This is a genomic window from Methylobacterium aerolatum (assembly GCF_022179085.1).
Classification (GTDB): domain Bacteria; phylum Pseudomonadota; class Alphaproteobacteria; order Rhizobiales; family Beijerinckiaceae; genus Methylobacterium; species Methylobacterium aerolatum.
This window is the reverse complement of the sequence record NZ_BPQE01000024.1, coordinates 25,055-46,641: the sequence shown is the minus strand read 5'-3', so window position 1 is coordinate 46,641 and position 21,587 is coordinate 25,055. Positions and strand designations below refer to the sequence as shown.

General features: G+C 67.9%; 22 protein-coding genes. 14 read left to right on the top strand and 8 right to left on the bottom strand.

Annotated elements, in window-relative coordinates; translation table 11 throughout:
* The first annotated feature begins 81 nt into the window (after nt 1-81).
* The 4 genes from MFF06_RS16655 to MFF06_RS16640 are packed head-to-tail and all read left to right on the top strand — an operon-like array spanning nt 82 to nt 2,852.
* Nucleotides 82-690, top strand: coding sequence for a YceI family protein (locus MFF06_RS16655; RefSeq protein ID WP_238205958.1), 609 nt, complete (start codon nt 82-84; stop codon nt 688-690).
* A gap of 21 nt (nt 691-711) precedes the next feature.
* A complete protein-coding gene (locus MFF06_RS16650) occupies nt 712-1,320 on the top strand; it encodes a cytochrome b (RefSeq protein ID WP_003606900.1) in 609 nt (202 codons plus the stop codon).
* On the top strand, nt 1,317-1,895 hold the full coding sequence (locus tag MFF06_RS16645; protein ID WP_238205957.1) for a YceI family protein: 579 nt from the start codon (nt 1,317-1,319) through the stop codon (nt 1,893-1,895). Before MFF06_RS16650 ends, MFF06_RS16645 begins: the two co-directional genes overlap by 4 nt.
* Before the next feature lie 27 nt (nt 1,896-1,922).
* A complete protein-coding gene (locus tag MFF06_RS16640) occupies nt 1,923-2,852 on the top strand; it encodes a VOC family protein (RefSeq protein ID WP_238205955.1) in 930 nt (309 codons plus the stop codon).
* A gap of 808 nt (nt 2,853-3,660) precedes the next feature.
* Here MFF06_RS16640 and MFF06_RS16635 read toward each other — a convergent pair.
* From MFF06_RS16635 to MFF06_RS16615, 5 genes are all read right to left on the bottom strand, one after another.
* The gene (locus MFF06_RS16635; RefSeq protein WP_238205953.1) at nt 3,661-5,091 is read right to left on the bottom strand and encodes an IS1182 family transposase; all 1,431 of its coding nucleotides are present in this window, start codon (nt 5,089-5,091) and stop codon (nt 3,661-3,663) included.
* A gap of 563 nt (nt 5,092-5,654) precedes the next feature.
* Nucleotides 5,655-6,149, bottom strand: coding sequence for a c-type cytochrome (locus MFF06_RS16630; RefSeq protein ID WP_370876718.1), 495 nt, complete (start codon nt 6,147-6,149; stop codon nt 5,655-5,657).
* A gap of 138 nt (nt 6,150-6,287) precedes the next feature.
* Complete coding sequence (locus tag MFF06_RS16625) at nt 6,288-7,352, bottom strand: acyl-CoA dehydrogenase family protein (protein ID WP_238205949.1); 1,065 nt, start codon at nt 7,350-7,352, stop codon at nt 6,288-6,290.
* A gap of 112 nt (nt 7,353-7,464) precedes the next feature.
* Entirely contained in the window at nt 7,465-8,400 is a 936-nt protein-coding gene (gene tehA, locus MFF06_RS16620; protein WP_238205947.1) for a dicarboxylate transporter/tellurite-resistance protein TehA, read from the bottom strand.
* A gap of 85 nt (nt 8,401-8,485) precedes the next feature.
* Nucleotides 8,486-9,877 carry an aminotransferase-like domain-containing protein gene (locus MFF06_RS16615; RefSeq protein ID WP_238205945.1) on the bottom strand — a complete coding sequence of 464 codons (1,392 nt, stop codon included), beginning with the start codon at nt 9,875-9,877 and terminating at the stop codon, nt 8,486-8,488.
* A gap of 189 nt (nt 9,878-10,066) precedes the next feature.
* On the opposite strand from MFF06_RS16615, the gene MFF06_RS16610 reads away from it, so the two are divergent.
* The 8 genes from MFF06_RS16610 to MFF06_RS16575 all read left to right on the top strand — a co-directional run bounded on the left by MFF06_RS16610 (nt 10,067) and on the right by MFF06_RS16575 (nt 17,218).
* Nucleotides 10,067-10,471 (top strand): DUF983 domain-containing protein, encoded by a 405-nt coding sequence (locus MFF06_RS16610; protein WP_238205944.1) that lies wholly within the window; start codon nt 10,067-10,069, stop codon nt 10,469-10,471.
* A 101-nt stretch (nt 10,472-10,572) separates the two neighbouring features.
* Entirely contained in the window at nt 10,573-11,799 is a 1,227-nt protein-coding gene (hemA, locus tag MFF06_RS16605; RefSeq protein WP_238205942.1) for a 5-aminolevulinate synthase, read from the top strand.
* A gap of 46 nt (nt 11,800-11,845) precedes the next feature.
* The gene (locus MFF06_RS16600; RefSeq protein WP_238205940.1) at nt 11,846-13,264 is read left to right on the top strand and encodes a cytochrome ubiquinol oxidase subunit I; all 1,419 of its coding nucleotides are present in this window, start codon (nt 11,846-11,848) and stop codon (nt 13,262-13,264) included.
* A gap of 10 nt (nt 13,265-13,274) precedes the next feature.
* Nucleotides 13,275-14,282, top strand: coding sequence for a cytochrome d ubiquinol oxidase subunit II (gene cydB, locus MFF06_RS16595; RefSeq protein WP_238205937.1), 1,008 nt, complete (start codon nt 13,275-13,277; stop codon nt 14,280-14,282).
* Nucleotides 14,282-14,419, top strand: coding sequence for a DUF2474 family protein (locus MFF06_RS16590; protein ID WP_238205936.1), 138 nt, complete (start codon nt 14,282-14,284; stop codon nt 14,417-14,419). The genes cydB and MFF06_RS16590 overlap by 1 nt, the downstream gene beginning before the upstream one ends.
* Before the next feature lie 52 nt (nt 14,420-14,471).
* Complete coding sequence (locus MFF06_RS16585; RefSeq protein ID WP_238205934.1) at nt 14,472-14,705, top strand: nitrilase-related carbon-nitrogen hydrolase; 234 nt, start codon at nt 14,472-14,474, stop codon at nt 14,703-14,705.
* 310 nt (nt 14,706-15,015) lie between these two features.
* Nucleotides 15,016-16,077, top strand: a complete 1,062-nt coding sequence (locus MFF06_RS16580; protein ID WP_238205933.1) for a YeiH family protein — start codon at nt 15,016-15,018, stop codon at nt 16,075-16,077.
* 61 nt (nt 16,078-16,138) lie between these two features.
* A complete protein-coding gene (locus tag MFF06_RS16575; protein WP_238205932.1) occupies nt 16,139-17,218 on the top strand; it encodes a molybdopterin-dependent oxidoreductase in 1,080 nt (359 codons plus the stop codon).
* 13 nt (nt 17,219-17,231) lie between these two features.
* Here the strand turns inward: MFF06_RS16575 and MFF06_RS16570 are convergent, their stop codons facing one another.
* The 3 genes from MFF06_RS16570 to MFF06_RS16560 form a co-directional block, all read right to left on the bottom strand.
* Complete coding sequence (locus MFF06_RS16570; protein WP_238205931.1) at nt 17,232-18,116, bottom strand: LysR family transcriptional regulator; 885 nt, start codon at nt 18,114-18,116, stop codon at nt 17,232-17,234.
* Nucleotides 18,117-18,199: 83 nt separating this feature from the next.
* Complete coding sequence (locus MFF06_RS16565) at nt 18,200-18,997, bottom strand: anti-sigma factor family protein (protein WP_238205930.1); 798 nt, start codon at nt 18,995-18,997, stop codon at nt 18,200-18,202.
* Nucleotides 18,994-19,503, bottom strand: coding sequence for a sigma-70 family RNA polymerase sigma factor (locus tag MFF06_RS16560; RefSeq protein WP_238205929.1), 510 nt, complete (start codon nt 19,501-19,503; stop codon nt 18,994-18,996). The genes MFF06_RS16565 and MFF06_RS16560 overlap by 4 nt, the downstream gene beginning before the upstream one ends.
* A 262-nt stretch (nt 19,504-19,765) precedes the next feature.
* Here MFF06_RS16560 and copM point away from each other — a divergent pair, with 262 nt between their 5' ends.
* Nucleotides 19,766-20,098 carry a CopM family metallochaperone gene (copM, locus tag MFF06_RS16555; protein ID WP_370876681.1) on the top strand — a complete coding sequence of 111 codons (333 nt, stop codon included), beginning with the start codon at nt 19,766-19,768 and terminating at the stop codon, nt 20,096-20,098.
* A 48-nt stretch (nt 20,099-20,146) separates the two neighbouring features.
* Entirely contained in the window at nt 20,147-21,586 is a 1,440-nt protein-coding gene (locus MFF06_RS16550; protein WP_238205927.1) for a YncE family protein, read from the top strand.
* The last annotated feature ends 1 nt before the right edge of the window (nt 21,587 follow it).

Genomic DNA, 21,587 nt, shown 5'->3' with positions numbered 1-21,587 from the left:
ACGTGGGTATCCCAGCGTCCTCGGCTCTCGCGGCCCTTCCCCAGGTGGGTCGGGTCGCCCGTTTCAGTCCCGGAGACACCCGTGAAGTCCATCCTCATCCCCGGCCTCGTCCTGGCCCTCGTCGCCACCCCAGTCCTGGCCCAGTCGCCGGTCACCCGCGACCCGGCCCAGATCCAGGCCGGCACCTACGCGGTCGACCCCGGCCATACCCAGGTCGGCTGGCGCGTGTCGCACATGGGCTTCTCGAACTATGCCGGCGGCTTCTCGGACGTGTCGGGCAGCCTCACCCTCGACCCGAAGAACCCCGCCGCCTCAAAGCTGTCGGTGAAGATCCCGGTCGCCTCGGTGACGACCACCAGCGCCAAGCTCACCGACGAGCTCAAGGGCGACCAGTGGCTCGACGCCGGCAAGTACCCGACCATGACCTTCGTCTCGACCAAGGTCGCGCCGGCCGGCAAGGACCACGCGAAGGTCACGGGTGACCTGACGCTCCACGGGGTGACCAAGCCGGTGATCCTCGACGTCACCCTGGTCGGCGCCGGCGCCAATCCCCTCAACAAGAAGTATACGGTCGGCTTCGAGGCCACCGGCACGCTCAAGCGCTCGGAGTTCGGTGTGAAGACCTACGTGCCGCTGATCGGCGACGAACTGCACCTTACCATCGCGGGCGCCTTCGAGCGTCAGGACTGACCGACGGCTTTGAGGACGGCCATGGCAACCGGTGTGTCCGCGCGGCGGTACTCCGCCGTGGCCATCCTGCTGCACTGGGCGAGCGCGCTCGGCGTGCTCGCCCTGATCGGCATGGGCCTGATCATAGCGCATGCGGGACTGGCGCCGATGCGCCAGTTCCAGCTCTACCAGTGGCACAAGTCGGTCGGCATCACGGTGCTGGCCCTGACGGTCTTGCGGGTCCTCTGGCGCCTGACCCACCGGCCGCCGCCTCACCCGGCCAGGATGCCGGCGCGGGAGCGCGTGGCGGCCTCGACGGCGCACGGCCTGCTGTACCTGCTCCTCGTCGGGCTGCCTCTGACCGGCTGGGCGGTGGTGTCGCTGTCGCCGTTCAACATCCCGACGGTGCTCTACGGCCTCGTGCCCTGGCCGCACCTTCCCCTTGCCGCGTTCGTCCCGAACCCGGCGGCGGCGGAGGGCTTCCTCAAGCTGATGCATGCCTACGGGGCGTGGCTGCTGACGGCGCTGCTCATCCTCCACGTGGCAGCCGCCCTGCGCCACCACTTCATCATCCACGACGACGTCCTGCGCCGCATGCTGCCAGCCCGTGCACCTTCGGCGCGGTCCGGATCCCTGGAATCGAACCCATGAACACGCGACTCCTCTGCCTCGCGCTCGCCCTGTCGGCCGCCGCGGTTCCCGCGACCGCCGCCGAATGGGCGGTCGACCCGGCCAAGAGCACCATCAAGTTCTCGGGCGTTCAGGTCGGGGCGCCGTTCACCGGGCGCTTCGAGCGCTTCCAGGCCAAGATCGACTTCGACCCGGCCAAGCCCGAGGCCGGGCACACCGTCTTGTTGATCGACCTCGCCAGCGCCAGGACGGGCGACGTCCAGCGTGACGAGGCCCTTCCGCAGAAGGACTGGTTCGACGTGAAGGGCGCAAACCAAGCACGCTTCGAGGCGACCCGCTTCATCGATAAGGGGCACGGCGACTACGAGGCGGTCGGGACCCTGACGATCCGGGGCACGAGCCGGCCGCTCACGCTGCCCTTCCATCTCACGCTCGACAAGGATCAGGCGCGGGCCGCCGGCCACGTCGGCCTTGTCCGAACCGACTTCGGTGTCGGCCAGGGCCCGTGGGCATCGGGCCAGTGGGTCGGTCTCGACGTCGGGGTCGACATCGACCTCGCGGCCACGATCCAGCCCGCGCCCGCTGACCGCGGCTGACCGTTTTTACAGCTCCGGAGCACTAGCATGACCCACGAAACCGAACGCTTGGCAGGAAGTGCGCCCGGGACTGAGCAAGAGGGTGGGACCTCGCCGAACGTCCCGGTATCACTGCTGGACACCGCCCCCTACCGCGTCGGTAGCGTCGCCCTGGTCGTGCGAGACCTCGATGGCCTCGCCCGGTTCTATCGCGATACGCTCGGCCTCGCGACCATCTCGCGGAAATCCGATACGGTGCGCCTCGGGGTCGGGGCCACCGTCCTGCTGGAACTCCGGCACGATCCCGCTGCCCAGCCCTGGAGCCCGCAGCGGGCGGGCCTCTTCCACACGGCCTTCCTGCTCCCGAGCCGCGGCCACCTGGGCGCCTGGCTCGCCTACGCGGCGGAGCGGCAAATCCAACTCTCGGGCGCGGCCGACCACCTCGTCAGCGAGGCGGTCTACCTCATCGATCCTGAAGGGAACGGCATCGAGGTGTACGTGGACCGCCCGAGTTCCGAGTGGCCGCGTGCGGAGGACGGTGGCATCGTCATGAGGAACGACCGGCTCGACAATGCCGGGCTCCTGCGCGCCGCCCCAGCCCCCTGGAGTGGCATGCCGGCGAGCGGTCGCGTCGGACACGTCCATCTCCAAGTCGGCGCTTTGGACGCCGCGGAGCGCTTCTACGCGGATCTGCTCGGGTTCGACATAATGTGCCGGTATCCGGGCGCGACGTTCCTCGGTGCCGGTGGGTACCACCACCAGCTCGCGACCAACATCTGGAACAGCCGGGGCGCCCCGGTGCGCCCTGCGGGCATGGCCGGTCTGGCCGAGGTCGAGCTCCTGATCGACAGGGGGACATTAGCTAAGGTTCGTGGGCGGTGCCTGGAGGGCGGATTGGCGATGACCGATGACGACGGTGCCTCCGTGCTTCACGACCCGTGGGGAACTCGCATCCGCCTCGTGCCATCGAGCGTGTGAACTTGAACGGTCGCTTACTGGAGAAACGTCAGGGCGGGAGTGCGACCCGAAAGGGTCCCTTCTGGGGCGTCTGCTCGGGGACGGCCGAAGATCGTTCCGGCCACGCGCCGAAAGTCTTGGATGGCAGACGAATGTCCGTTTTAGAGTATCTCAAACGACGTTCTTGACGGCTGGGTTGGGTCGGTAGCAGGTTGTCCGCTTTTCCTGCGGACCTTCTCCGAAGCGGTCATTCCGCTATCGGCCATGTGCCGTCGGCGCCGATAACCCTCAGGGCGTCTCAGATGGGTGGTTTGTTGCCGGTCTGCTTTCGGGCAGCAATCGACAAAAGCGGACATCGCCTCAGTGCTCACTCACTAATCTGAGCAGACGTTCCGCTAATCTAATATCTTGCTAACAATTTATCGGGGCTCAACGAGTTTCGTTGCTAAGATCACGCCTGTGACAGCCCCGAGCAGAACTCCAATAGGCACAGTGAGCAGGGCCAGATAGGCGCTTCCAACGTCACCGTGATCCCCTAAATAGTAGCATGCAGCGAACCCCAGGACATATCCAATAGGTATCAGGACTATCGCGAAGACGAGGCTGAGAATGATACGCATCCCCAGGATATATCCAAGGGGTATGAGGGCTATTGCCAAGACGATTCCGAGAATGATACGCATCGAATTTAGTTTAGCTGAATTTCATTGTGCCACCACTACCTATATCCTCCATCGTGTTTTTTTACTCTGACGGCCACTTTCCACCGAGGCTGTGTGGAAACGGGTTGGGGCGGAAGCGATGACGGGCTGGGCAAGCCGTTCTCGGCTCATCCCCGCATCGCGGCGATGAGCCCAGGCGCTCCGAGGAGGGCGATGGCCCGCTTCACGTTGTAGGCGAGGACGTGGAGGCTCATCTCCGTCCCGACGTTCGGAAGCCTCCGCATCTTGAAGTGGCTACGTCCCATCCAGTCCTTGATCGTGCCGAATACATGCTCGACGGTCCGTCGCCGGATACGCATGGCGTCCGGCCTGCGGTCGAGCCGATCCTGCATGGCTTCCACGACATGCTCGAGCTCCCAGCGCGTCACCCGTCGCTCGTTGCCGGTCGTACAGCCGGGCTTCACCGCGCATGATCGGCAGTGGCTCGACCAGTAGCGGTTCAGAACGAGACCGTTCTCGACGATGGTCGTGCGCTTGATGAGGGTCTCGCCGGCAGGGCACCGATAGGTGTCGCTCGGCGCATCGTAGAGGAAGTCCGGTTTGCCGAAGCGCCCCTCCGCCTTGGCGCCCGAGGTCAAAGGCTTCGGGCAGATCGGTGTGACGCCCGCCTCTTCGCAGGCCAGGACCTCCGCTCCTGAGAAGTAGCCGCGATCGGCGAGGATCGTCAGGTGCTCGACCCCGGTCGCGTCCTTCGCCTGCCGGCCCATGTTGGCGAGTTGGGTGCGATCATGGCCGAGGTTCGTGACCTCGTGCGCCACGACGATATGACTGTCCGTATCGACCGCCGCTTGGACGTTGTAGCCGACGAGGCCCGTGCCCTTGCCGTTCGTAGCCATCGCACGGGCGTCCGGGTCGGTCAGCGAGATCTGACGGTCGGGCGCTGTCTCGACTTCGTGCGCCATGGCTTGCAGCGTGCGCATCTGCTGGCGAAGCGCCTCGATCCTCTCGTTCAAGCGCGTCGTGCGCATCTCGGCGACGTCCGCCTCCTGCCGGTCGGCCGTGTCGAGCTTATCGAGATATCGCTCGATACTCGCCTCCACCTGCGCCAAGCGAAGGCGGATCGCACCAGGCGTGTAGTTCTTGTCGCGCGTATTCACGGCCTTGAACCGACTACCGTCCGCGGCCACCGTGCCGCCGGCGATGAGGCCAATCTCCCGACACAGGACGACGAACTGCTTGCACGCTGCCCGAACGGCTTCGCCGTTGTTGCGTCGAAAGTCAGCGATCGTCTTGAAGTCGGGAGCGAGCTTACCGGTCAGCCACATGACCTCGACATTGCGGCCTGCCTCGCGCTCGAGGCGTCGGCTCGACTGCACCTGGTTCATGTAACCGTAAAGGTAGAGCTTCAGGAGCGTCGCCGGATGGTAGCCGGGCCGCCCGGTCGCAGCCGCGCCTTCAAAGCCGAGTGTGGCAAGGTCCAATTCATCGACGAAGACGTCGATCACCCGGACTGGGTTCTCCTCGCCGACATAGTCGTCGACGCAGTCCGCCAGAAGAAGCGCTTGGCGCCGCTCGCAACCTTCGATGAAACGGCCCATTCGACCCCTCCAGCGCTCCCGAAAAGGTAGCACAACAGGGCGTTTTCGCACAGCCTCCACCCAATCCAGTCATTCAGCGGGGCCTGCCACCACGGCAGGATTTGGCCGGAGGCTGCCGGTCCGCTTCGGAGAGGCGCTCCCGGAAAACCGGACAGGCACCCGCCAAACTCCGTTAACAGCGCCGGCCGACACTGGCCCTTCCCAGGAGGAGCCGTTCGTTGGCTGCTCGGCGACCTTGGCCTTGGGGCGTAAAGCAGCGCGGCTGGTCTCGGGCAGGACCTCCACGGTTTCAGTTGACGCGCCGGGTGGAAGCCAGCGGCTTGATCTGCTTGGCCTCCTGAACATGGTCACGCTCGTCGCCGACCGCTCTCCGAAGTGACCAGCCCTCGACAACGGTAGTGCTTATCAGGCGCCCATTCTGTGCCTGCCGGAGGCGTCGAAGGCTCGCACCCTGTTAGTTCGAAGTAGGTCGCCGGCCCAGCCGCTGAGCAGATCATGCGATGGCCAGACCATGCGAGGTGCGCCGTTGGGTTCCTCGTAGGCGCTCGGGGCCAAGGAGATGATCATGGCGGCGGCGAGAGCCCGTGGCCACTGCCTCCGGAAACGGACTGCGTCTGCAGGTAAGCGATGACGTCCGCCCGATCGAGCGGGTCCGGGAGCCCGAGAAAGCTCATGCTTGTTCCCGGCGCGAACTTCGCGGCGGCCGTTAGCCAGACGTCCAGCCTCTCCGGCGTCCAGACGCCGCCCGCCGAGCGGAGCGCCCCCGTGTAGCCGAAGCGCCGGCTGTTGCTGGCGACGGGCTTGCCGATGACGTCGTAGAGGCCGGGACCGTCCCGGTCGCCGGCCCCCTTCCTGACCGTATGGCAGGCGGCGCACTGGCCGAACAAGCGGCCGCCCCGCCTGGTATCCGCAACTTGCATGAAGTCGCCGAAGCGCGGGTTGTCACCGAGGGAACGGCGGCGCTCCCGGCCGTCATCCGAGCAGGCCGTGACGAGGAGGGCGAGCGCGGGCAGCGAGAGCCGCAAGGCAAACAGAACCTGTGGGATGAGGCGTTCCAGCCGCTGGGTCGTGGGCAAGTACGTCATCGCGCTGGCAGAAAATAGTCACGGACACAGCTAGGTGTCGAGGTCCCTACCGCCCGCGAAACTGCGGCCGCAGGACGACGACGCAGGCGTGCACCATGACGTCCGCGCATGTCAGGCCGCCTTGGCGAGTTCGGCGGTGATGTGCTTCGCCGAGGGCGTTACGATGGCGACGAACTGCGCCTCCCGCAAGCGGCGGTAGGCCTCCGAGCCCTGCTGATAGCCGCGGGCACCCGCGTGGAGCATCGCCGCCTGCGCCGCTTCCAGCGCCAACCAGGAGACGTCCAGGCGCAGGCGCAAGACGTCGAGGAAGGTCGTGCGGGCTGGGTCCTCGTGGCGCCCTGCCAGGGCGATCACCCGTCCCCGCAGTGCATCCGCTCGCTCCTCCACCGCCTGCGACCCGAGCGGCAGGGTGGTCTGCTGCCGGTCGCGATCTTCCGCCCGCATCAGGGCCGCGGCGCCACGCGCAAGCCCCCGTCCCATACCGGTCTGAAGAAGAACCAAGCCATTCCGGATGCGCGGCATAAAGGAGGCTGCGTCGGCCGCAACCACGTCGGAATCGGGCACGAAAGCGCCGCGGACCTGCACCGCGTAACTACCGGTCCCTTCTAGGGCCACGAGGCGAGAGCCGGCCGCCAGCTCCACCGCTTCCGTGTCCGCGGTGAGGACCGCCGTGACCCGGGCCCCATCCTCCAACGCGAAGATGGTGACGAACCGGTGCCCGAGCGCAAGGTTCGAGACCCATGGCAACCCCCCATGCACCTGGTAACCGCCCGGCACGCGCGTCCCGGACAGCGCCATGGGCTCGATGCCCGAGAGGGCTTTCAGGGCGTTCGATAGGCCGGGACCTCCGAGCCGGGTACCGCTCGCCACCGCGGCGAGTTCCTTCGAAGCCCCGGGCTCAGCGCTGCGCGCGAGGCACCAAACCAGCGCATCTTGGCACCAGGTGCAGAAGGCCGTCGAAAGACACGTGGCCGCGACCTCGCTCATGGCGTCGACTGCCCGAAGCAGCCCCGCCGCCGTCCCGTCGGCGTGCTGCTTGAAGACACCGACGGAACCGAGCGTGCGCAGCACCGCCTCCGGATAGGCGCCGGCATCGATGGCCCCGACCTGCGGCAGCAGTTCCGACCGGATGACCCCGGTAAGACTAGGGAATGGGCCGGGCGCTGAGAATGTCATGGTCGAACTCGTCTTTGGAACGGGACCGGAACATCCGGGCCGAACAGGATCCTCGATCGGCCGGTAGAGCGGCCTGCCGGGCGGGGTTCAGGACTTGGGTCACCCGCGAAGGTCAGAGGGGCCGGACAGGCAGGAGCTTTCCGCGCAGCAGGAGGCCCAGGGTCCTGAGCGTGATCCAGCCGATGATCAGGTTGGCGGCGACAAACAGCGGAACCGCGAGCGAAGCGTTCGGCCCTTCCAGGCCACGCTCCGTCAGGCGCAACGCGGCGAGCGGCAGGGCCGAGACGCCGAACGTGTAGGCCCAGGCAGCCGGCGAGAACGGCTGCTGTCGCAGCCACGGCACCAACCGCACTATTACTAGGGCATGCAGCAGAGCGTAGCCGAACAGGATTTGGGCGAGCCGGTCGGGCGGTCCGTCCGTGACCGCTAGGTAGGCGACGCAGGCCACCGCGGGCGGCGCCAGGTGCAACCCGAGAGAGGCCCGCAACGGCACGGGAAGGGTCTGAAGGATCAGCCTATGGATGATGACCGATTCCAGCGTCAGCCATGACAGCAGGCCGGCGCCAAAGTAGAGTAGGCCGAGTTCCTTCATTCCGAACGCGGCGCAGGTGATGGCCGCCACGAACCCCCCGCCGACCGTGGGCATGTAGAGGATCGGCGTCGTCGTCTCGAAGGTGCGGTCGCCCATCCATAGGTCTCCCACACCCCAGACGGCAAAGAGGGTCGCCCCGACGAGCCCAGCCGATGCCATTGCCCATGCGGCGCCGGGCCAGTGCGGCGCGAGGCCGACGCTGGCGATCATCGTGGCGACGGGAGCCAGCGAGGCGAAGAACGAGGACGTCGGGTCACGCGCCTCGAACAGTACCGCGTCCCGGTCATTCAGCCACCGCGCCGCGTAGAAGACCATCCACGCCGACCAGACTGCCACGCCGACAAGCGAGAGCGTCTCGCCGACCCAGGCGGGCGCAAGTCCAAGGCGGGCCACGGCGCGCCAGCCGTTGCCCAGGCCGCAGAGCCCCAGGACCATGCCGAAGAAGGTAACCGGCACCCTGGTCCGACGAAGCCAGGCAAGTTCAATCCGGGGTCGGGCTGGGGCTTTCCGCTTTCCGGACGCGATTGAGCTGTCTGCCATCTCAGACGACCGTGGAGATCGCGCCGGGCGGATGCGACAGCAACGTCGCCAGTAGGCTCAGGCCGTACCGCAGGGTCTCGGCGTCGGGCGCTGCGCCTAGGGAGACGCGAATGGCTTCCGGCGCTGGCCCGACCGCGAAGGCGTCGCTCAGGATGACCGAAAGCCCGAGCTGACGTGCATGCGCACCGAACTCGCCGCGCCGCCACGGCTTTGGAAGCCGGAGCCAGAGGTGGTGCCCACAGGGATGCGCCTGGACGTCGAGATCCCCCAGGACCTCGCGCGCGACCGCCTGCCGCAAGCCATTCTCCTGCCGGATGGCCGCGATGACCGCATCGAGCTCGCCCTCGGCGATCCACTGCGAGGCGAGCGCGGCGGTGAGCGGCGAGGCCATCATATTGATGGCCCTTAGCTCGGCGGCTAACCTCACCGCCTCGTTCGTACCCGGCACCGCGACGTAGGCGATGCGCAAGCCCGGGCTGGCGCACTTGGACAGCGTAGCGATGTGCCAAGTGATGTCGGCGGCCCCGGCGGCGATGGGAGCCGGAGCGTCGGGCGGCAGCGCGCCGTAGGCGTCGTCCTCGATGATGGCGACGCCGTGCGAGCGGGCGACCTCAGCAACCCGCTCGCGCCGCACTTTCGGCAATGTGGCCGTCGTGGGGTTGTCGAGCGTCGGCACCAAGTACAGGGCGCGCGGCCGCTCGGACTTGCATTTCTCGAGGAACGCCTCCGGGTCGAGGCCGTCCTTGTCGTAGGCGACCGGAACGAGGTGCACGCCGCGGCGCTCGGCGGCCATGCGCAGGCCGGGATAGGTCAGGCCTGGCACACACAGCGCATCGCCGGGCTTGAGGATAGCGGCGAGCACCGCCGCGAGCACCACCTGGGCACCGCCGGCAACGAGGACGCGCTGCACCGGAAGCGGCCCGAGCCGCTTGCTCAGCCAATGTGCCGCCGCGGCCCGATCGGCCATGTTCCCGGCGCTGTCCTGATACTGCATCCGGTCAAGGAAGCCCGGCGAACCGGAAAGCTGTGCGAGGCCCCCCTCCATACGCTCGGCCAGACGCGCCGCGACCGGTTGCGGCGGCATATTCATGCTGAAGTCGACGCTTCCGGAGGGGTCCGGCCCGAGCACCCGGGCGGCCGGCGGCGCGGCGGCGCGGACGAAGCTTCCCCTACCGGCGGCGGCATCGATAAGACCTGACCTGCGCGCCTCGTTGAAGGCGCGCGTGACCGTCGTAAGGTCGACGTTGAGGTGCTTGGCCAGGGCTCGCTGCGGCGGCAGGCGCACGCCCGGCGAGAGGCGACCGGCACGGATGTCGTCGGCCAGCGCCTTGACGATGGCGAGGTACTTCGGCCCTGCGTCGCCGGCGATTGTCGGGTTCCAGAATTCCATCATTGACCCCTAATCTCGTACTGGCGTATGCATACATCAGTCATACAGGCAAGGCGAGACACGGCTTTGTCTGGTGGTACACGTTCGAAGCTGTCAGCTTTCAAAGCCAATGTATGGATTTATATGCCATACAATCCATGCGCGCAAGGTGTACTCCATGCCGCCGGACAGGGCGGTTCAGGAACTTGGACGATGCAACGGACGACGGATCAATCCCTCATGTCGGTCGGGCTGCGGTGCCGCTGCCCGCGCTGCGGCCAGGGGCGCCTGTTCGACGGCTTCATCACCTTGAAGCCGCGCTGCGAGGCATGTGGCCTCGACTACGGCTTCGCCGACCCGGCCGATGGGCCTGCCTTCTTCATCATGATGACGATGGCCTTCCCCGTCACCGCCTTCGCGATCTGGCTGGAGCTCACCTACGACCCGCCGCTGTGGGTCCACGCGGTCGTGACACTGCCGCTGCTCCTGCTGGCCTGCGTGCCAGTCATCCGGCCGATGAAGGGGCTCTTCATCGCGAGTCAGTACATCAACAAGGCCGAGGAAGGCCGCCTTGCGGTCCAAAAGGCGTCCGGCATCGGTCCCACCTCTGAGGACTGACCACGCCGCTCTAGAACTCGCAGCCTCGAGCACCCACGCGGCGGTAGCATGAGCCCCCCGAGACCGCCGCGACATGATCCAATTTGACGAGGACCGGGACGATGCTCCCCTATTCCGACGTGTTCGAAGCCTCCCTTAAGACGCTGCGCGAGGACGGCCGCTACCGGACGTTCATCGAGCTTGAGCGCAATGTCGGGAGTTTTCCGACGGCCGTATGGAGGCATCCGGATGGCTGCCGTCGGCTGGTCACGGTCTGGTGCAGCAACGACTACCTTGGGATGGGCCACAGCCCCAATGTCCTTGGCGCCATGCACGAAGCTCTGGACCTCTATGGCGCCGGTGCGGGCGGCACCCGCAACATCTCCGGCACGGCCCACGAGCACGTGCTGCTGGAGCGGGACCTGGCCGACCTGCACGGGAAGGAGGACGCCCTTCTTTTCACCTCAGGCTACGTGTCGAACCTAGCGGCGTTGACTGTCCTTGGCCAAGTGCTGCCGGGCAGCGTCATCCTGTCGGACGCGGGCAATCATAACTCGATGATCGAAGGTATCCGCCGCTCGGGCGCAGCGAAGGCGGTCTTCCCGCACAAAGACGTCGACGCGCTCGACAGGCTTCTCACGCAGTTTGGCCCCAAGCGACCCAAGATCGTGGCGTTCGAGAGCGTCTACAGCATGGACGGCGACGTGGCGCCCATCTCTGAGATCTGCGACGTCGCCGAGCGCCATGGTGCGCTCACCTACCTCGATGAGGTGCACGCGGTCGGAATGTATGGCCCGCACGGAGCCGGCATCGCCGAGCGCGACGGGGTCGCTCATCGCGACACCCTGATCGAGGCGACGCTTGGCAAGGCTTTTGGCGTCATGGGCGGCTACGTCGCCGGGCCGTCCACGGTCGTCGACGTGATCCGCAGCCACGCGGCGGGCTTCATCTTCACGACGTCCCTGTGTCCGCACCTGGCTGCCGGCGCGCGGGCCGCCGTGCGGCACCTTAGGGAGAGCCAGGCCGAGCGGGCTGCGCAACAGCAGAACGCGTCGATCCTTATGGCGATGCTGCGCAAGGCCGACCTGCCGGTCCTCCCGAGCCAGAGTCACATCCTGCCCGTGATGGTCGGCGACGCCCACCTCTGCCGGCGGATCAGCGAGGAGCTGCTGGAACGTCACGGCATCTACGTGCAGCCGATCAACTACCCAACCGTGCCGCGCGGCAGCGAGCGGCTGAGGATCACCCCGACGCCGCTTCACACCGAGGAGCACATGCGGGCGCTCGTGGCAGCGCTCGTTGAAATCCGCTCGCGCCTCGGCTGGGGCGAGGTCCCGCTGGCCGCCTGACCGCGGCTCCCCTCAGCCTCATCGAGATATTTATCAGGTGACCGAAATGCTGGCGAACATTGACGCCCTGCTGCTCGCGAGGGCGCAGTTTGGGTTCACGGTGGCGTTCCACATCGTGTTCCCGGTCTTCTCCATCGGCTTGGCAAGCTACCTGATGGTGTTGGAGGGTCTCTGGCTCGCCACCGGCCGGCAGGTATTCATCGACCTGTTCCGGTACTGGATCAAGATCTTCGCCATCGGCTTCGCCATGGGCGTCGTCTCCGGGCTGGTCATGTCCTACCAGTTCGGTACGAACTGGTCGGTCTACGCTGACAAGACGGGGCCCGTGCTCGGTCCGCTGATGGCCTACGAGGTGCTCTCGGCCTTCTTTCTTGAGGCCGGATTCCTGGGCGTCATGCTGTTCGGCATGACCAAGGTCGGCCCCCGGCTGCACTTCCTCGCAACGCTCATGGTGGCCATTGGGACGTTCTTTTCGGCGTTCTGGATCCTGTCCGTGAACTCCTGGATGCAGACGCCGCAGGGCTACGCCACCAACCCTGCTGGCCAGTTCGTGCCAGTCGACTGGTGGGCCATCGTCTTCAACCCGTCGTTCCCCTACCGCCTCGTCCACATGGTCCTGGCCGCCTACCTGACCACCGCCCTCGTCGTCGGCGCGGTCGGGGCCTGGCACCTGCTGCGCGAGCGGACGAACGAGGGCGCGCGGATGATGTTCTCGATGGCGATGTGGATGCTCGCCGTCGTCGCGCCCCTCCAGATCCTAGCCGGCGACGCCCACGGCCTGAACACGCTGGAGCACCAGCCCACCAAGGTCATGGCCATGGAGGGCCACTTCGAGAGCCACCCGGACGGCGCGCCACTCATCCTGTTCGGCCTGCCCGACCAGGAGGCCGGCATGGTGCGCTACGCCGTCGAGGTGCCCAAGCTCTCCTCCCTGATCCTGAAGCACGGGCTGAACGAGCCGCTGAAGGGCCTCGACAGCGTGCCGCGGGAGAACTGGCCGCCGGTGCCCGTGGTGTTCTGGTCCTTCCGTGTGATGGTCAGCCTCGGAATGCTGATGCTCCTGCTCGGCGGCTTTAGCCTGCTCGCCCGCTACAAGGGCCGGCTCTACGAGTGGGCGGCGCTGCACCGCTTCGCCCTCGCGATGGGCCCCGCCGGCTTCGTCGCGGTGGTGGCCGGCTGGATCACCACCGAGGTCGGACGCCAGCCTTTCACGGTCTACGGGCTCCTGCGCACGGCGGAATCAGCCTCACCGCTCCAAGCGCCGGCCGTGGCCGCGTCGCTCACTGCCTTCGTGCTGATCTACTTCGCCGTGTTCGGGATGGGCATCCTCTACATCCTGCATCTGATGGCGAAGTCGCCGCACCGGGGCGAGCACGGGATCGAGCCTGGGGCGCCGATCCGCACCGCCGGCATCACGCCCGCGCCGTCGGTCGACCCCGACCGTCACCTGCAACCGGCCGAGTGAGGAACACATCATGCTCGCCAACATCGACCTGACGGTGGTCTGGGCGCTGATCATCGCTTTCGCGGTGTTCGCCTACATCGTGATGGACGGCTTTGACCTCGGCATCGGCATCCTGTTCCCGGCCTTCCCGCCGGGCATCGAGCGCGACACGGCGATGAACTCGATCGCGCCGGTCTGGGACGGCAACGAGACGTGGCTGGTGCTCGGCGGCGGCGGCCTGTTCGCGGTCTTCCCGCTCGCCTACGCGGTGATCATGCCAGCGCTCTACGCGCCGATCATCGCAATGCTGCTCGGCCTGATCTTTCGCGGCGTCGCCTTCGAGTTCCGCTGGCGCGACCCGCGCCACCGGGCTCTCTGGGACGTTGCCTTCACCGGGGGCTCGGTCGTGGCGGCTCTCGCCCAGGGCATCACCCTCGGCGCGCTCCTGCAGGGCATCAAGGTCGAAGGCCGAGCCTATGCAGGTGGCTGGTGGGATTGGCTCACGCCGTTCAGCCTGCTCGTCGGTCTCGGCATCGTCGTGGGTTACGCCCTGCTCGGGGCCACTTGGCTGGTGATGCGGACGGAAGGGAGCCTGCAGGACCGGGCGCGCACCTTCTCGCTCTGGCTCGGCGCCGCCACGGTCGCGGTCATCGCCGCTGTCAGTGCGGCGACACCCTTCCTGGAGGGTAAGTATTGGGAGCGCTGGTTCACGATGCCGAGCGTGCTCCTCACCGCGCAGGTGCCGCTCCTCGTCGCGGTCGCGTCGTTTCTGTACTTCCGTCTCCTGCGTAACGGCGCGGAGCGGACCCCTTTCCTTCTGGCGCTCGGCCTGTTCCTGCTGTCCTTCGTCGGGCTCGGGATCAGCATCTTCCCCGACGTAGTGCCGGGCCGGATCACCATCTGGGAGGCGGCGGCCCCGCATGCGAGCCAGGTGTTCCTGCTCGTGGGCGCGTCCGTCCTGATCCCGGTCATCCTGGCCTACACCGCCTACTCGTACTGGGTCTTCCGCGGGAAGGTCGACGCGGCGGGGTATCATTGATGGGTACCACCTCCACTCCCAAACAGCCGGCTCCCCTATGGCGCCACCTCATATGGTTCGCCTCGCTTTGGGCCGGCAGCGTCCTCACGCTTGGGGTCGTCGCCGGCATCCTGAGGGCTTGGCTGAAGGCGGGCTGACGCGCTCCGTCCTCAGGCCCCGACCGCTCCCAAACCCAGAGTTGGAATCCTCATGTCGTGGAAGCCCGTTGTCACGGCGGCCGTGGTGCAGGCCGGCTCGATCCTGTTCGACACCGCGCGGACTTTGGACAAGCTCGCGGACCTCGCCAGCGACGCCGCTGCCCGCGGGGCTTACCTAGCGGTATTCCCCGAGGCATTCGTCGGCGGCTGTCCGAATGGCTGCGCTCGTTCGTACATCGCCGAAAGCGGTCCATCTGCTTTGATGAGCCGATTTCAGAAAATTTGACGTAACTTAAACAGCGCCTGCTTGCATACCGGCGACTAGCCAACCTACACAAGCTCGTCTTGACGCTTCCTTCGTTGACGTTGGAAACCCGATAACCACGACCCGTAGGACTGCCGCGAATTCTGTTTCATCGTTCCCGATGGCGGCATCTCCACACAGATGGGCGAGGTTCGCCGATCGCCGGTGAATCATTCGATAAATCGATCAAAACGTTCAATACGTTCCGTTGGAATGATCGATTGCCCGTGGCCATGATCGGGGCAGATCCAGCCCACGATGTGTTCGCACGATGTCCGCAGCAACCCCTTTCATGCCGCACAAGCTTGACCCGCGCCCCGTCCTGCCTGGCCTGATCCTATGCCTTGCGGTGACAGGCGCCGCCCTCGCTCTGGAGGAGGCCGAGGAGTATCTCTTTGGCCGGGCCTGGCTGGAGGCTCTCGTTCTCGCCATCGTGCTGGGCACGGCCGTCCGCACAGCCTGGAGCCCGGGGCCGCACTTCGTTCGCGGTATCGCCTTCGGCGCCAAGACCGTCCTGGAGATCGCAGTCGTCCTGCTCGGCGCCTCGCTGAGCTTGAGTACGCTGCTGGCGGCGGGGCCCGGACTGCTCATCGGCATCGCAGGGGTGGTAGCCCTCGCCATCGCCGGGAGCTACGGCATCGGCCGGGCCCTCGGGCTGGCCCCGCGCCTCGCCATCCTCGTCGCCTGCGGCAACTCGATCTGCGGAAACTCGGCGATCGCGGCGGCAGCCCCGGTGATCGGCGCGGACGGCGAGGACGTCGCCTCGTCCATCGCGTTCACAGCCGTACTCGGAGTCCTCGTCGTCCTCGGCCTGCCCCTGTTCGTGCCGCTGCTCGGGCTCTCGCCGATGCAGTACGGCGTGCTCGCGGGTCTCACGGTCTACGCCGTGCCCCAGGTGTTGGCTGCTACGGCTCCGGTGGCAGCTCTCAGCGTCCAGGTCGGGACCCTGGTCAAGCTAGTCCGCGTGCTGATGCTCGGACCGGTGGTGCTGGCTCTCTCGCTGGGGGCGAGCCGGCTGCGGGGAGCGGCGGACACAGCCGCACCGTCCCTGACGGAAGGGGAGCGCCCTGCCCCGAGCCGGGTGCCGCTGCACCGGCTGGTGCCGTGGTTCATCCTCGCCTTCCTGACCCTGGCGGGGCTCCGCTCGGCGGGGCTCATTCCCGAGGCGGCCGTGCCCCCCATGGGCGCGACGGCGAACGGGCTGACCATCGTGTCGATGGCGGCCCTCGGCCTCGGGGTCGATGTGCGCAGCGTCGTCAAGGCAGGACCGCGTGTCACCCTGGCGGTCGTCGCCTCGCTCACCGGCCTGACCGCTGTGAGCCTCGGGTTGGTCCGCCTGCTCGGCATCGCTTGACCGGGGCGGCACCCGGTGCGTCCAAATGCGTTGACCCCGCCCCTTCCCAAAAGTAGCCACTATGTCGAGCTTAGCCGAGCGCATGGCGCGCCTGAACGTCCATAGCGAGCGGCCCTACAACGCCGAGCCGCCGCTGGACCGCCTGCGGGCGCACTACCGGACCGCCGCGGACCATTTTTACGTCCGCTCCCACGGCGACCTGCCGGAGATCGACGCCTCCACATGGCGTTTGTCCGTTGACGGTGCGGTGGCGATGCCCTTCAATCTGTCCCTGGCAGATCTGCGCGCGCGTTTTCCCGAGGCGACCGTCACGGCCACGATGCAGTGCGCCGGCAACCGCCGCGCCGATATGCGAACCGTCGCTCCTGTCTCGGGCGATCCCTGGGACGCTGGCGCCATCGGGACGGCCGACTGGACGGGCGTGCGCCTCGGCGACGTCCTGCGAGCGGCAGGGGTAACGCCGGGAGCGGATCTCCACGTGGCCTTCGAGAGCCACGACGTGGTCGACGGCCGGCCCTACGGCGTTTCGATTCCCCTCGCCAAGGCGCTCGCCGACGAGACGCTGCTGGCCTTCGCCATGAATGGGGCACCGCTGCTGCCCGAGCACGGCTTCCCGGCCCGTGTCGTCGTGCCGGGCTTCGCGGGGGTGCGCAGCCCAAAATGGCTGCGGCGCATCACGGTGCAGGACAATCCGTCGGACAACCCGATGCAAGCCGACGACTACAAGCTGTTCCCGCCGGACGTGACGGCCGAGACCGCCGATCCTGCCAAAGGCCACACCATCGAGACGATGCCACTCAACGCGGCGATCTGCGAGCCCCCGCGCGGGGCCCGGATCACAGCGGGCGAGACCACCGTCCGTGGGTATGCCATCGCGGGTGACCGGGCGGTCGTGCGGGTCGATGTCTCGGGCGATGGCGGGCGCTCCTGGCGCCAGGCCACGCTGGACCACGAGGCCGACGCGCCCTTCGCCTGGACGTTCTGGGAGATCGTGCTGGACCTTCCGCCCGGCGAACACGAACTCACGGTGCGCGCCTGGGACTCGGCCGGGCAGACCCAGCCGGCGCAGCCGGACGACACGTGGAACTTCAAGGGCTACCTCAGCGCCTCGTGGCACCGTGTGCGGGTCGAGGTCGCCTGAGTTGCGCAGCCGGTCAGGGGGCAGCTTGGATCATGGCGAGCAGTGTGTCGGCCGCGCGGCTGCGGTAACGCTCCCTATGGCGCAGGACCTGGAAGGTCCGCGTCGGCAGGGCGAGGGGCACGGCGATGAGTGCGCCGGTTCGCAGCGCGGGTCCCACCACCGATTCGGAGAGCACGCTCGCGCCGGCCCCCGCCACGACCGCGGCGAGGACGGCCTCGTTCGACGGCAGTTCCAGGGCGACGGCGAGCGCATCCGGCGCGATACCCGAGGCAACGAGCGCCGCCTCGAAAGCGGAGCGCGTCCCCGATCCGGGCTCTCGCAGCACCCAGGAGGTCGAAGCGAGATCGGCGGGTTCCGGTCGTGCGCATCCGGCCAGGGGGTGGCCGGGCGAGACCACGAGCACCATTCGGTCCTCGGCGATCGGCGTGCTTCCCAGGCTGGCGTCGTCGATCGCGCCTTCCACGAAAGCGAGTTCCGCCGTTCCCGCCCGCACCGCCTCGGCGGCCTCTGCCGTGTTCCCGATGCCGAGCCGCAGGACGATGTCCGGGTAGGCCGCCCGGAAGGCGACGAGGTGCCGGGGGAGCCAGTGGCTTGCGATGGTCTGGCTCGCTCGAACGGCCAGCGTGCCGCGCCGCAGGCCGCTGAGGTCCGCCAGCACCAGTTCGGCCGTCTGGGCGCGGGCGAGCACGGCGCGAGCTTCACCGAGAAAGACGCGGCCTGCCTCGGTCAACTCGATGCCCCGGCCGACCCGGTGGAACAGCTTGACGGTGTGCCGGGTCTCCAGCGCGTTGACGGCGGCGCTGACCGCCGACTGGACGAGATTCAACGCCTCGGCCGCCCGGGTGACATGCTGGCGCTCGGCCACCGCCACGAAGATCCGCAACTGGTCGAGGGTCATGGCGTCTCGGGCTCAGCAGGGCCTGGGCTGACGGGGGAGGTAAGGCGGGGCCGTCGCGTCTCCATGCAGACCGGACGCGCGCGTCACCGCGCACCGTCGCGTTGGCCCGAGACCTGCGCATCGACAGCCTGGGCGACCCGGAGCAGCCGCGCTTCGTCCGTGCGGGCGGTCACCACGTAGGACATGCCCGAATCGATCCACGAGAAGGCCGCCACGTCGTCCGCGCGGGCATAGCGAAACACGCCGCGGCCACCGGAGGGCCCGGCCCGGCTATAGAGGGTCAAACGGGTGCCTCGGTCGTCGTCGTACATCAGCATGGCCGCCAGCCCGTCCCCGGCGGGGAGCAGGCGGCCGCCCATCAGCCGGAAACCCTGCGCCTGCAGATCCGGCACGGTGACAGGCCGCGCCAGTCGCGCGGTGAGCCACTGCACGAGGTCGGACGAGCCGTCGGCGCGGACCTCGACCGGATGGGCGGCCTCGACCACGTAGGTGCGGAAGGCGGAGACGGCCGCCTGCGTCATCGGTTCGGTGGGGGCGCCTGGACCCGGCATGGAGCCGCGCCCGACCCACCCGGATGCGCCACCGAGGGCCAGCAGGAGCGCCGCCGCCGCCACGTTCGTCCACCAGCGCGAGATGCGCATCCGGTGCGGGGTCGCAAGGTTCGCGATGCGAAGGCGGGCAGGGATCGGCTCCTCCGCCACGGGCGCGAGCCGCGCCCGCAGGCGGTCCCGCACCTCCCGATCGGCGGCGACCCGGGCAGCTGCCTCCGGATGCGCGGCGAGCCACGCCTCGACGCCGGCACGGCGGCCCGGATCGAGCCGTCCATCCACGAAGGCGTGCAGATCGTCCTCGCCGATGGGACGCGGGTCGGACGCGGTCATTTCACTCTCCGCAGATGCCCGGTGACGATCGTGGGGGCCAGATCGAGAAAGGCGCGCATCCGCCCCCGCGCCCGGCTGAGGCGCGACATTACCGTGCCGACGGGGACCGCGAGCACGGCGGCGACCTCGGCATAGGACATGTCCTCGACCGCGACGAGGAGCAGGACGGATCGCTGTTCCTCCGGCAGCGCGGCGATCCCATCGAGCACGTCCCGCGCGCCCAAGGCCGCTTCGGGATCGGTCCCCGCGTCGGTGATCGTGTCCAGCGCCTCTACGCCGACTTCAATGCCCCGGCGGCGGCGTACGCCTTCGAGGTAGCGGTTGCGCAGGATCGCGAACAGCCACGCGCGCAGGTCGCCCTCGCGGCGCTGCGGCCATGCGCGGATCGCCCTTTCCAGCGTGTCCTGGACGAGGTCGTCGGCCGCCTCGCGCTGACGCAGCAGCGCGGTCGCATAGCGGCGCAGGGCCGGTATCTGCGGTTCGATCAGGACGGCGAGATCGTCCAAGGCGGTCTCCGGATCGGGTCGATGGCAGTGCGCACGCCACCACCCAGACGAGAGATGCCGGAAGCGCCCGATTTATTCCGGGATTCGACCTCGGATTCCGATCACGCATCCGTGATCGGTTCACGACGATGCAGCGGGGAATATCCCGGCCCCGCCTGCATCTTTCCCACGTGACCTCGACCCTGTGGGAGACATCATGCGCGGAGCACCAACGGCGATCCTCATCACCCTGCTCATGGCTGGAGGCGTCCTGAGTGGCGGCATGATGATGCGCGCCGGGCATGCGCAGACCGCTCCCGACGGCTTCGATGCGATGATGGCCCAATCGATGGCGCGAATGCACGCGGATATGGCGGTGGCGCCGTCCGGCGACCCCGACCGGGACTTCGCCGCGATGATGATCCCACACCATCAGGGCGCGATCGAAATGGCGAAGGCCGAACTCGCCTATGGCCGCGATCCGGTCCTGCGCCGGCTCGCGCAGGGCATCATCGTCGAGCAGGCGCAGGAGATCGAGGTCATGCGCCGCGCCCTGGCCGAGCGGCCGGTCGCGCAAGCCACGCCGCAGCGGATGCCGGCCCATCACCATCACTGAGCGGATCGCCGCTCACCTTCCCACTTGTCAGCGCGAAGAGACCTTACGATGCGACACGTCATTCCGGCGGCCCTGCTGCTCGCCCACCTCGGCGGAACCGCACTCGCGGGTCAGGCACCGGGGTCCGCCTCGGCGCCGGACGTGCCGGTCGGCCCCCGCGACCGGTTCTACACCTCGGACCAGTTCTCCAACACGGTCTCGGTGATCGATCCCGCCGCCAACAAACTCCTCGGTGTGATCCGCCTCGGCGACACGACGCCCGCCAACCTGAGCCCGCTCTATCGCGGCCAGCTTCTCGTCCATGGGATGGGCTTCTCTCCCGACCGCAAGACCCTGCTCGCCGTCTCGATCGGCTCGAATTCGGTTAGCTTCATCGACACCGCCACCAACACGGTGCGCCACACGACCTATGTCGGCCGTTCGCCGCACGAGGCGTTCTTCACGCCGGACGGTCGCGAGGTCTGGGTGAGTATGCGGGGCGAGGACTACGTCGCGATCCTCGATGCGGGGACCGGCAAGGAGACGGGCCGGATCACGGTGCCGAACGGGCCGGGCATGACGATCTTCTCGCCCGACGGACGCTACGGCTACGTCTGCTCCAGCTTCAGCCCCGAGACGGTCGCCATCGACGTGAAGAGCCGCGAGATCGTCGGGCGGATCAAGCAGGAGAGCCCGTTCTGCCCCGACATCGCGGCGACGCCCGATGGCAAGCAGGTGTGGTTTACCCTCAAGGACGTCGGCCGCGTCCAGGTGTTCGAGGCCACGCCGCCCTTCAAGGCTCTCAAGACCATCGAGACGGGCCCGATCACCAACCACGTCAACATCGCGCGCACGAAGGCCGGGCAGTTCGCCTACGTGACGATCGGTGGCCTGAACCATGTGAAGGTCTTCCGCACCGACGACTTCTCGCAGATCGCGACCATTCCCACCGGCGCGCTTCCCCACGGCCTCTGGCCATCGGGCGATGGAACGCGGATCTATGTCGGCCTGGAGAATGCCGATGCCGTCGCGGTGATCGACACGGGCCGCAACGCGGTCATCGCCACGATCCCGATCGGCCAGGGGCCGCAGGGCGTCGCCTACGTTCCTGAGGCGGTGCAGGAGGGCGCCGGCGCGCCGAACCTCCAGCCGCTTGGCGCGGCGGGCCAATCGAGCACGCTGACGCTCGCCGGGCCGGACGGCAAGGCCGCCACGCAAGTCACGCTGTTCGACCAGGGCGTGCTGCAGACCTTGCAAGCGGCGGTGACCGGCCTCACGCCGAAGAAGCCCTACGTCCTGGCCCTGTCGGCCGATCCGAAGGGCACCGGGCCGCTGGAGCCGCTCGCGGCGTTCATGACGAACCCGGCGGGCGCTGCCATCGTCAACGCCGTCGGCCCGATCCGGCAGGTGACGCAGAACGCCAACGAGGCCGCGCGGCGCGGCCTCGTCATCGTCGAGGGCAAGCCCGGCGAGACCGGCGCGACGGTCCAGACGCAGGCGCCGCAGTAAC

Bases quoted from the DNA above. Each gene is read 5' to 3' on its own strand.
- MFF06_RS16650 (WP_003606900.1), top strand. From the start codon at position 712: ATGGCAACCGGTGTGTCCGCGCGGCGGTACTCCGCCGTGGCCATCCTG.
- MFF06_RS16645 (WP_238205957.1), top strand. From the start codon at position 1,317: ATGAACACGCGACTCCTCTGCCTCGCGCTCGCCCTGTCGGCCGCCGCG.
- MFF06_RS16640 (WP_238205955.1), top strand. From the start codon at position 1,923: ATGACCCACGAAACCGAACGCTTGGCAGGAAGTGCGCCCGGGACTGAG.
- MFF06_RS16635 (WP_238205953.1), bottom strand. From the start codon at position 5,091: ATGGGCCGTTTCATCGAAGGTTGCGAGCGGCGCCAAGCGCTTCTTCTG.
- MFF06_RS16625 (WP_238205949.1), bottom strand. From the start codon at position 7,352: ATGACATTCTCAGCGCCCGGCCCATTCCCTAGTCTTACCGGGGTCATC.
- MFF06_RS16615 (WP_238205945.1), bottom strand. From the start codon at position 9,877: ATGATGGAATTCTGGAACCCGACAATCGCCGGCGACGCAGGGCCGAAG.
- MFF06_RS16610 (WP_238205944.1), top strand. From the start codon at position 10,067: ATGCAACGGACGACGGATCAATCCCTCATGTCGGTCGGGCTGCGGTGC.
- hemA (WP_238205942.1), top strand. From the start codon at position 10,573: ATGCTCCCCTATTCCGACGTGTTCGAAGCCTCCCTTAAGACGCTGCGC.
- MFF06_RS16600 (WP_238205940.1), top strand. From the start codon at position 11,846: ATGCTGGCGAACATTGACGCCCTGCTGCTCGCGAGGGCGCAGTTTGGG.
- cydB (WP_238205937.1), top strand. From the start codon at position 13,275: ATGCTCGCCAACATCGACCTGACGGTGGTCTGGGCGCTGATCATCGCT.
- MFF06_RS16590 (WP_238205936.1), top strand. From the start codon at position 14,282: ATGGGTACCACCTCCACTCCCAAACAGCCGGCTCCCCTATGGCGCCAC.
- MFF06_RS16585 (WP_238205934.1), top strand. From the start codon at position 14,472: ATGTCGTGGAAGCCCGTTGTCACGGCGGCCGTGGTGCAGGCCGGCTCG.
- MFF06_RS16580 (WP_238205933.1), top strand. From the start codon at position 15,016: ATGCCGCACAAGCTTGACCCGCGCCCCGTCCTGCCTGGCCTGATCCTA.
- MFF06_RS16575 (WP_238205932.1), top strand. From the start codon at position 16,139: ATGTCGAGCTTAGCCGAGCGCATGGCGCGCCTGAACGTCCATAGCGAG.
- MFF06_RS16570 (WP_238205931.1), bottom strand. From the start codon at position 18,116: ATGACCCTCGACCAGTTGCGGATCTTCGTGGCGGTGGCCGAGCGCCAG.
- MFF06_RS16565 (WP_238205930.1), bottom strand. From the start codon at position 18,997: ATGACCGCGTCCGACCCGCGTCCCATCGGCGAGGACGATCTGCACGCC.
- copM (WP_370876681.1), top strand. From the start codon at position 19,766: ATGATGATGCGCGCCGGGCATGCGCAGACCGCTCCCGACGGCTTCGAT.
- MFF06_RS16550 (WP_238205927.1), top strand. From the start codon at position 20,147: ATGCGACACGTCATTCCGGCGGCCCTGCTGCTCGCCCACCTCGGCGGA.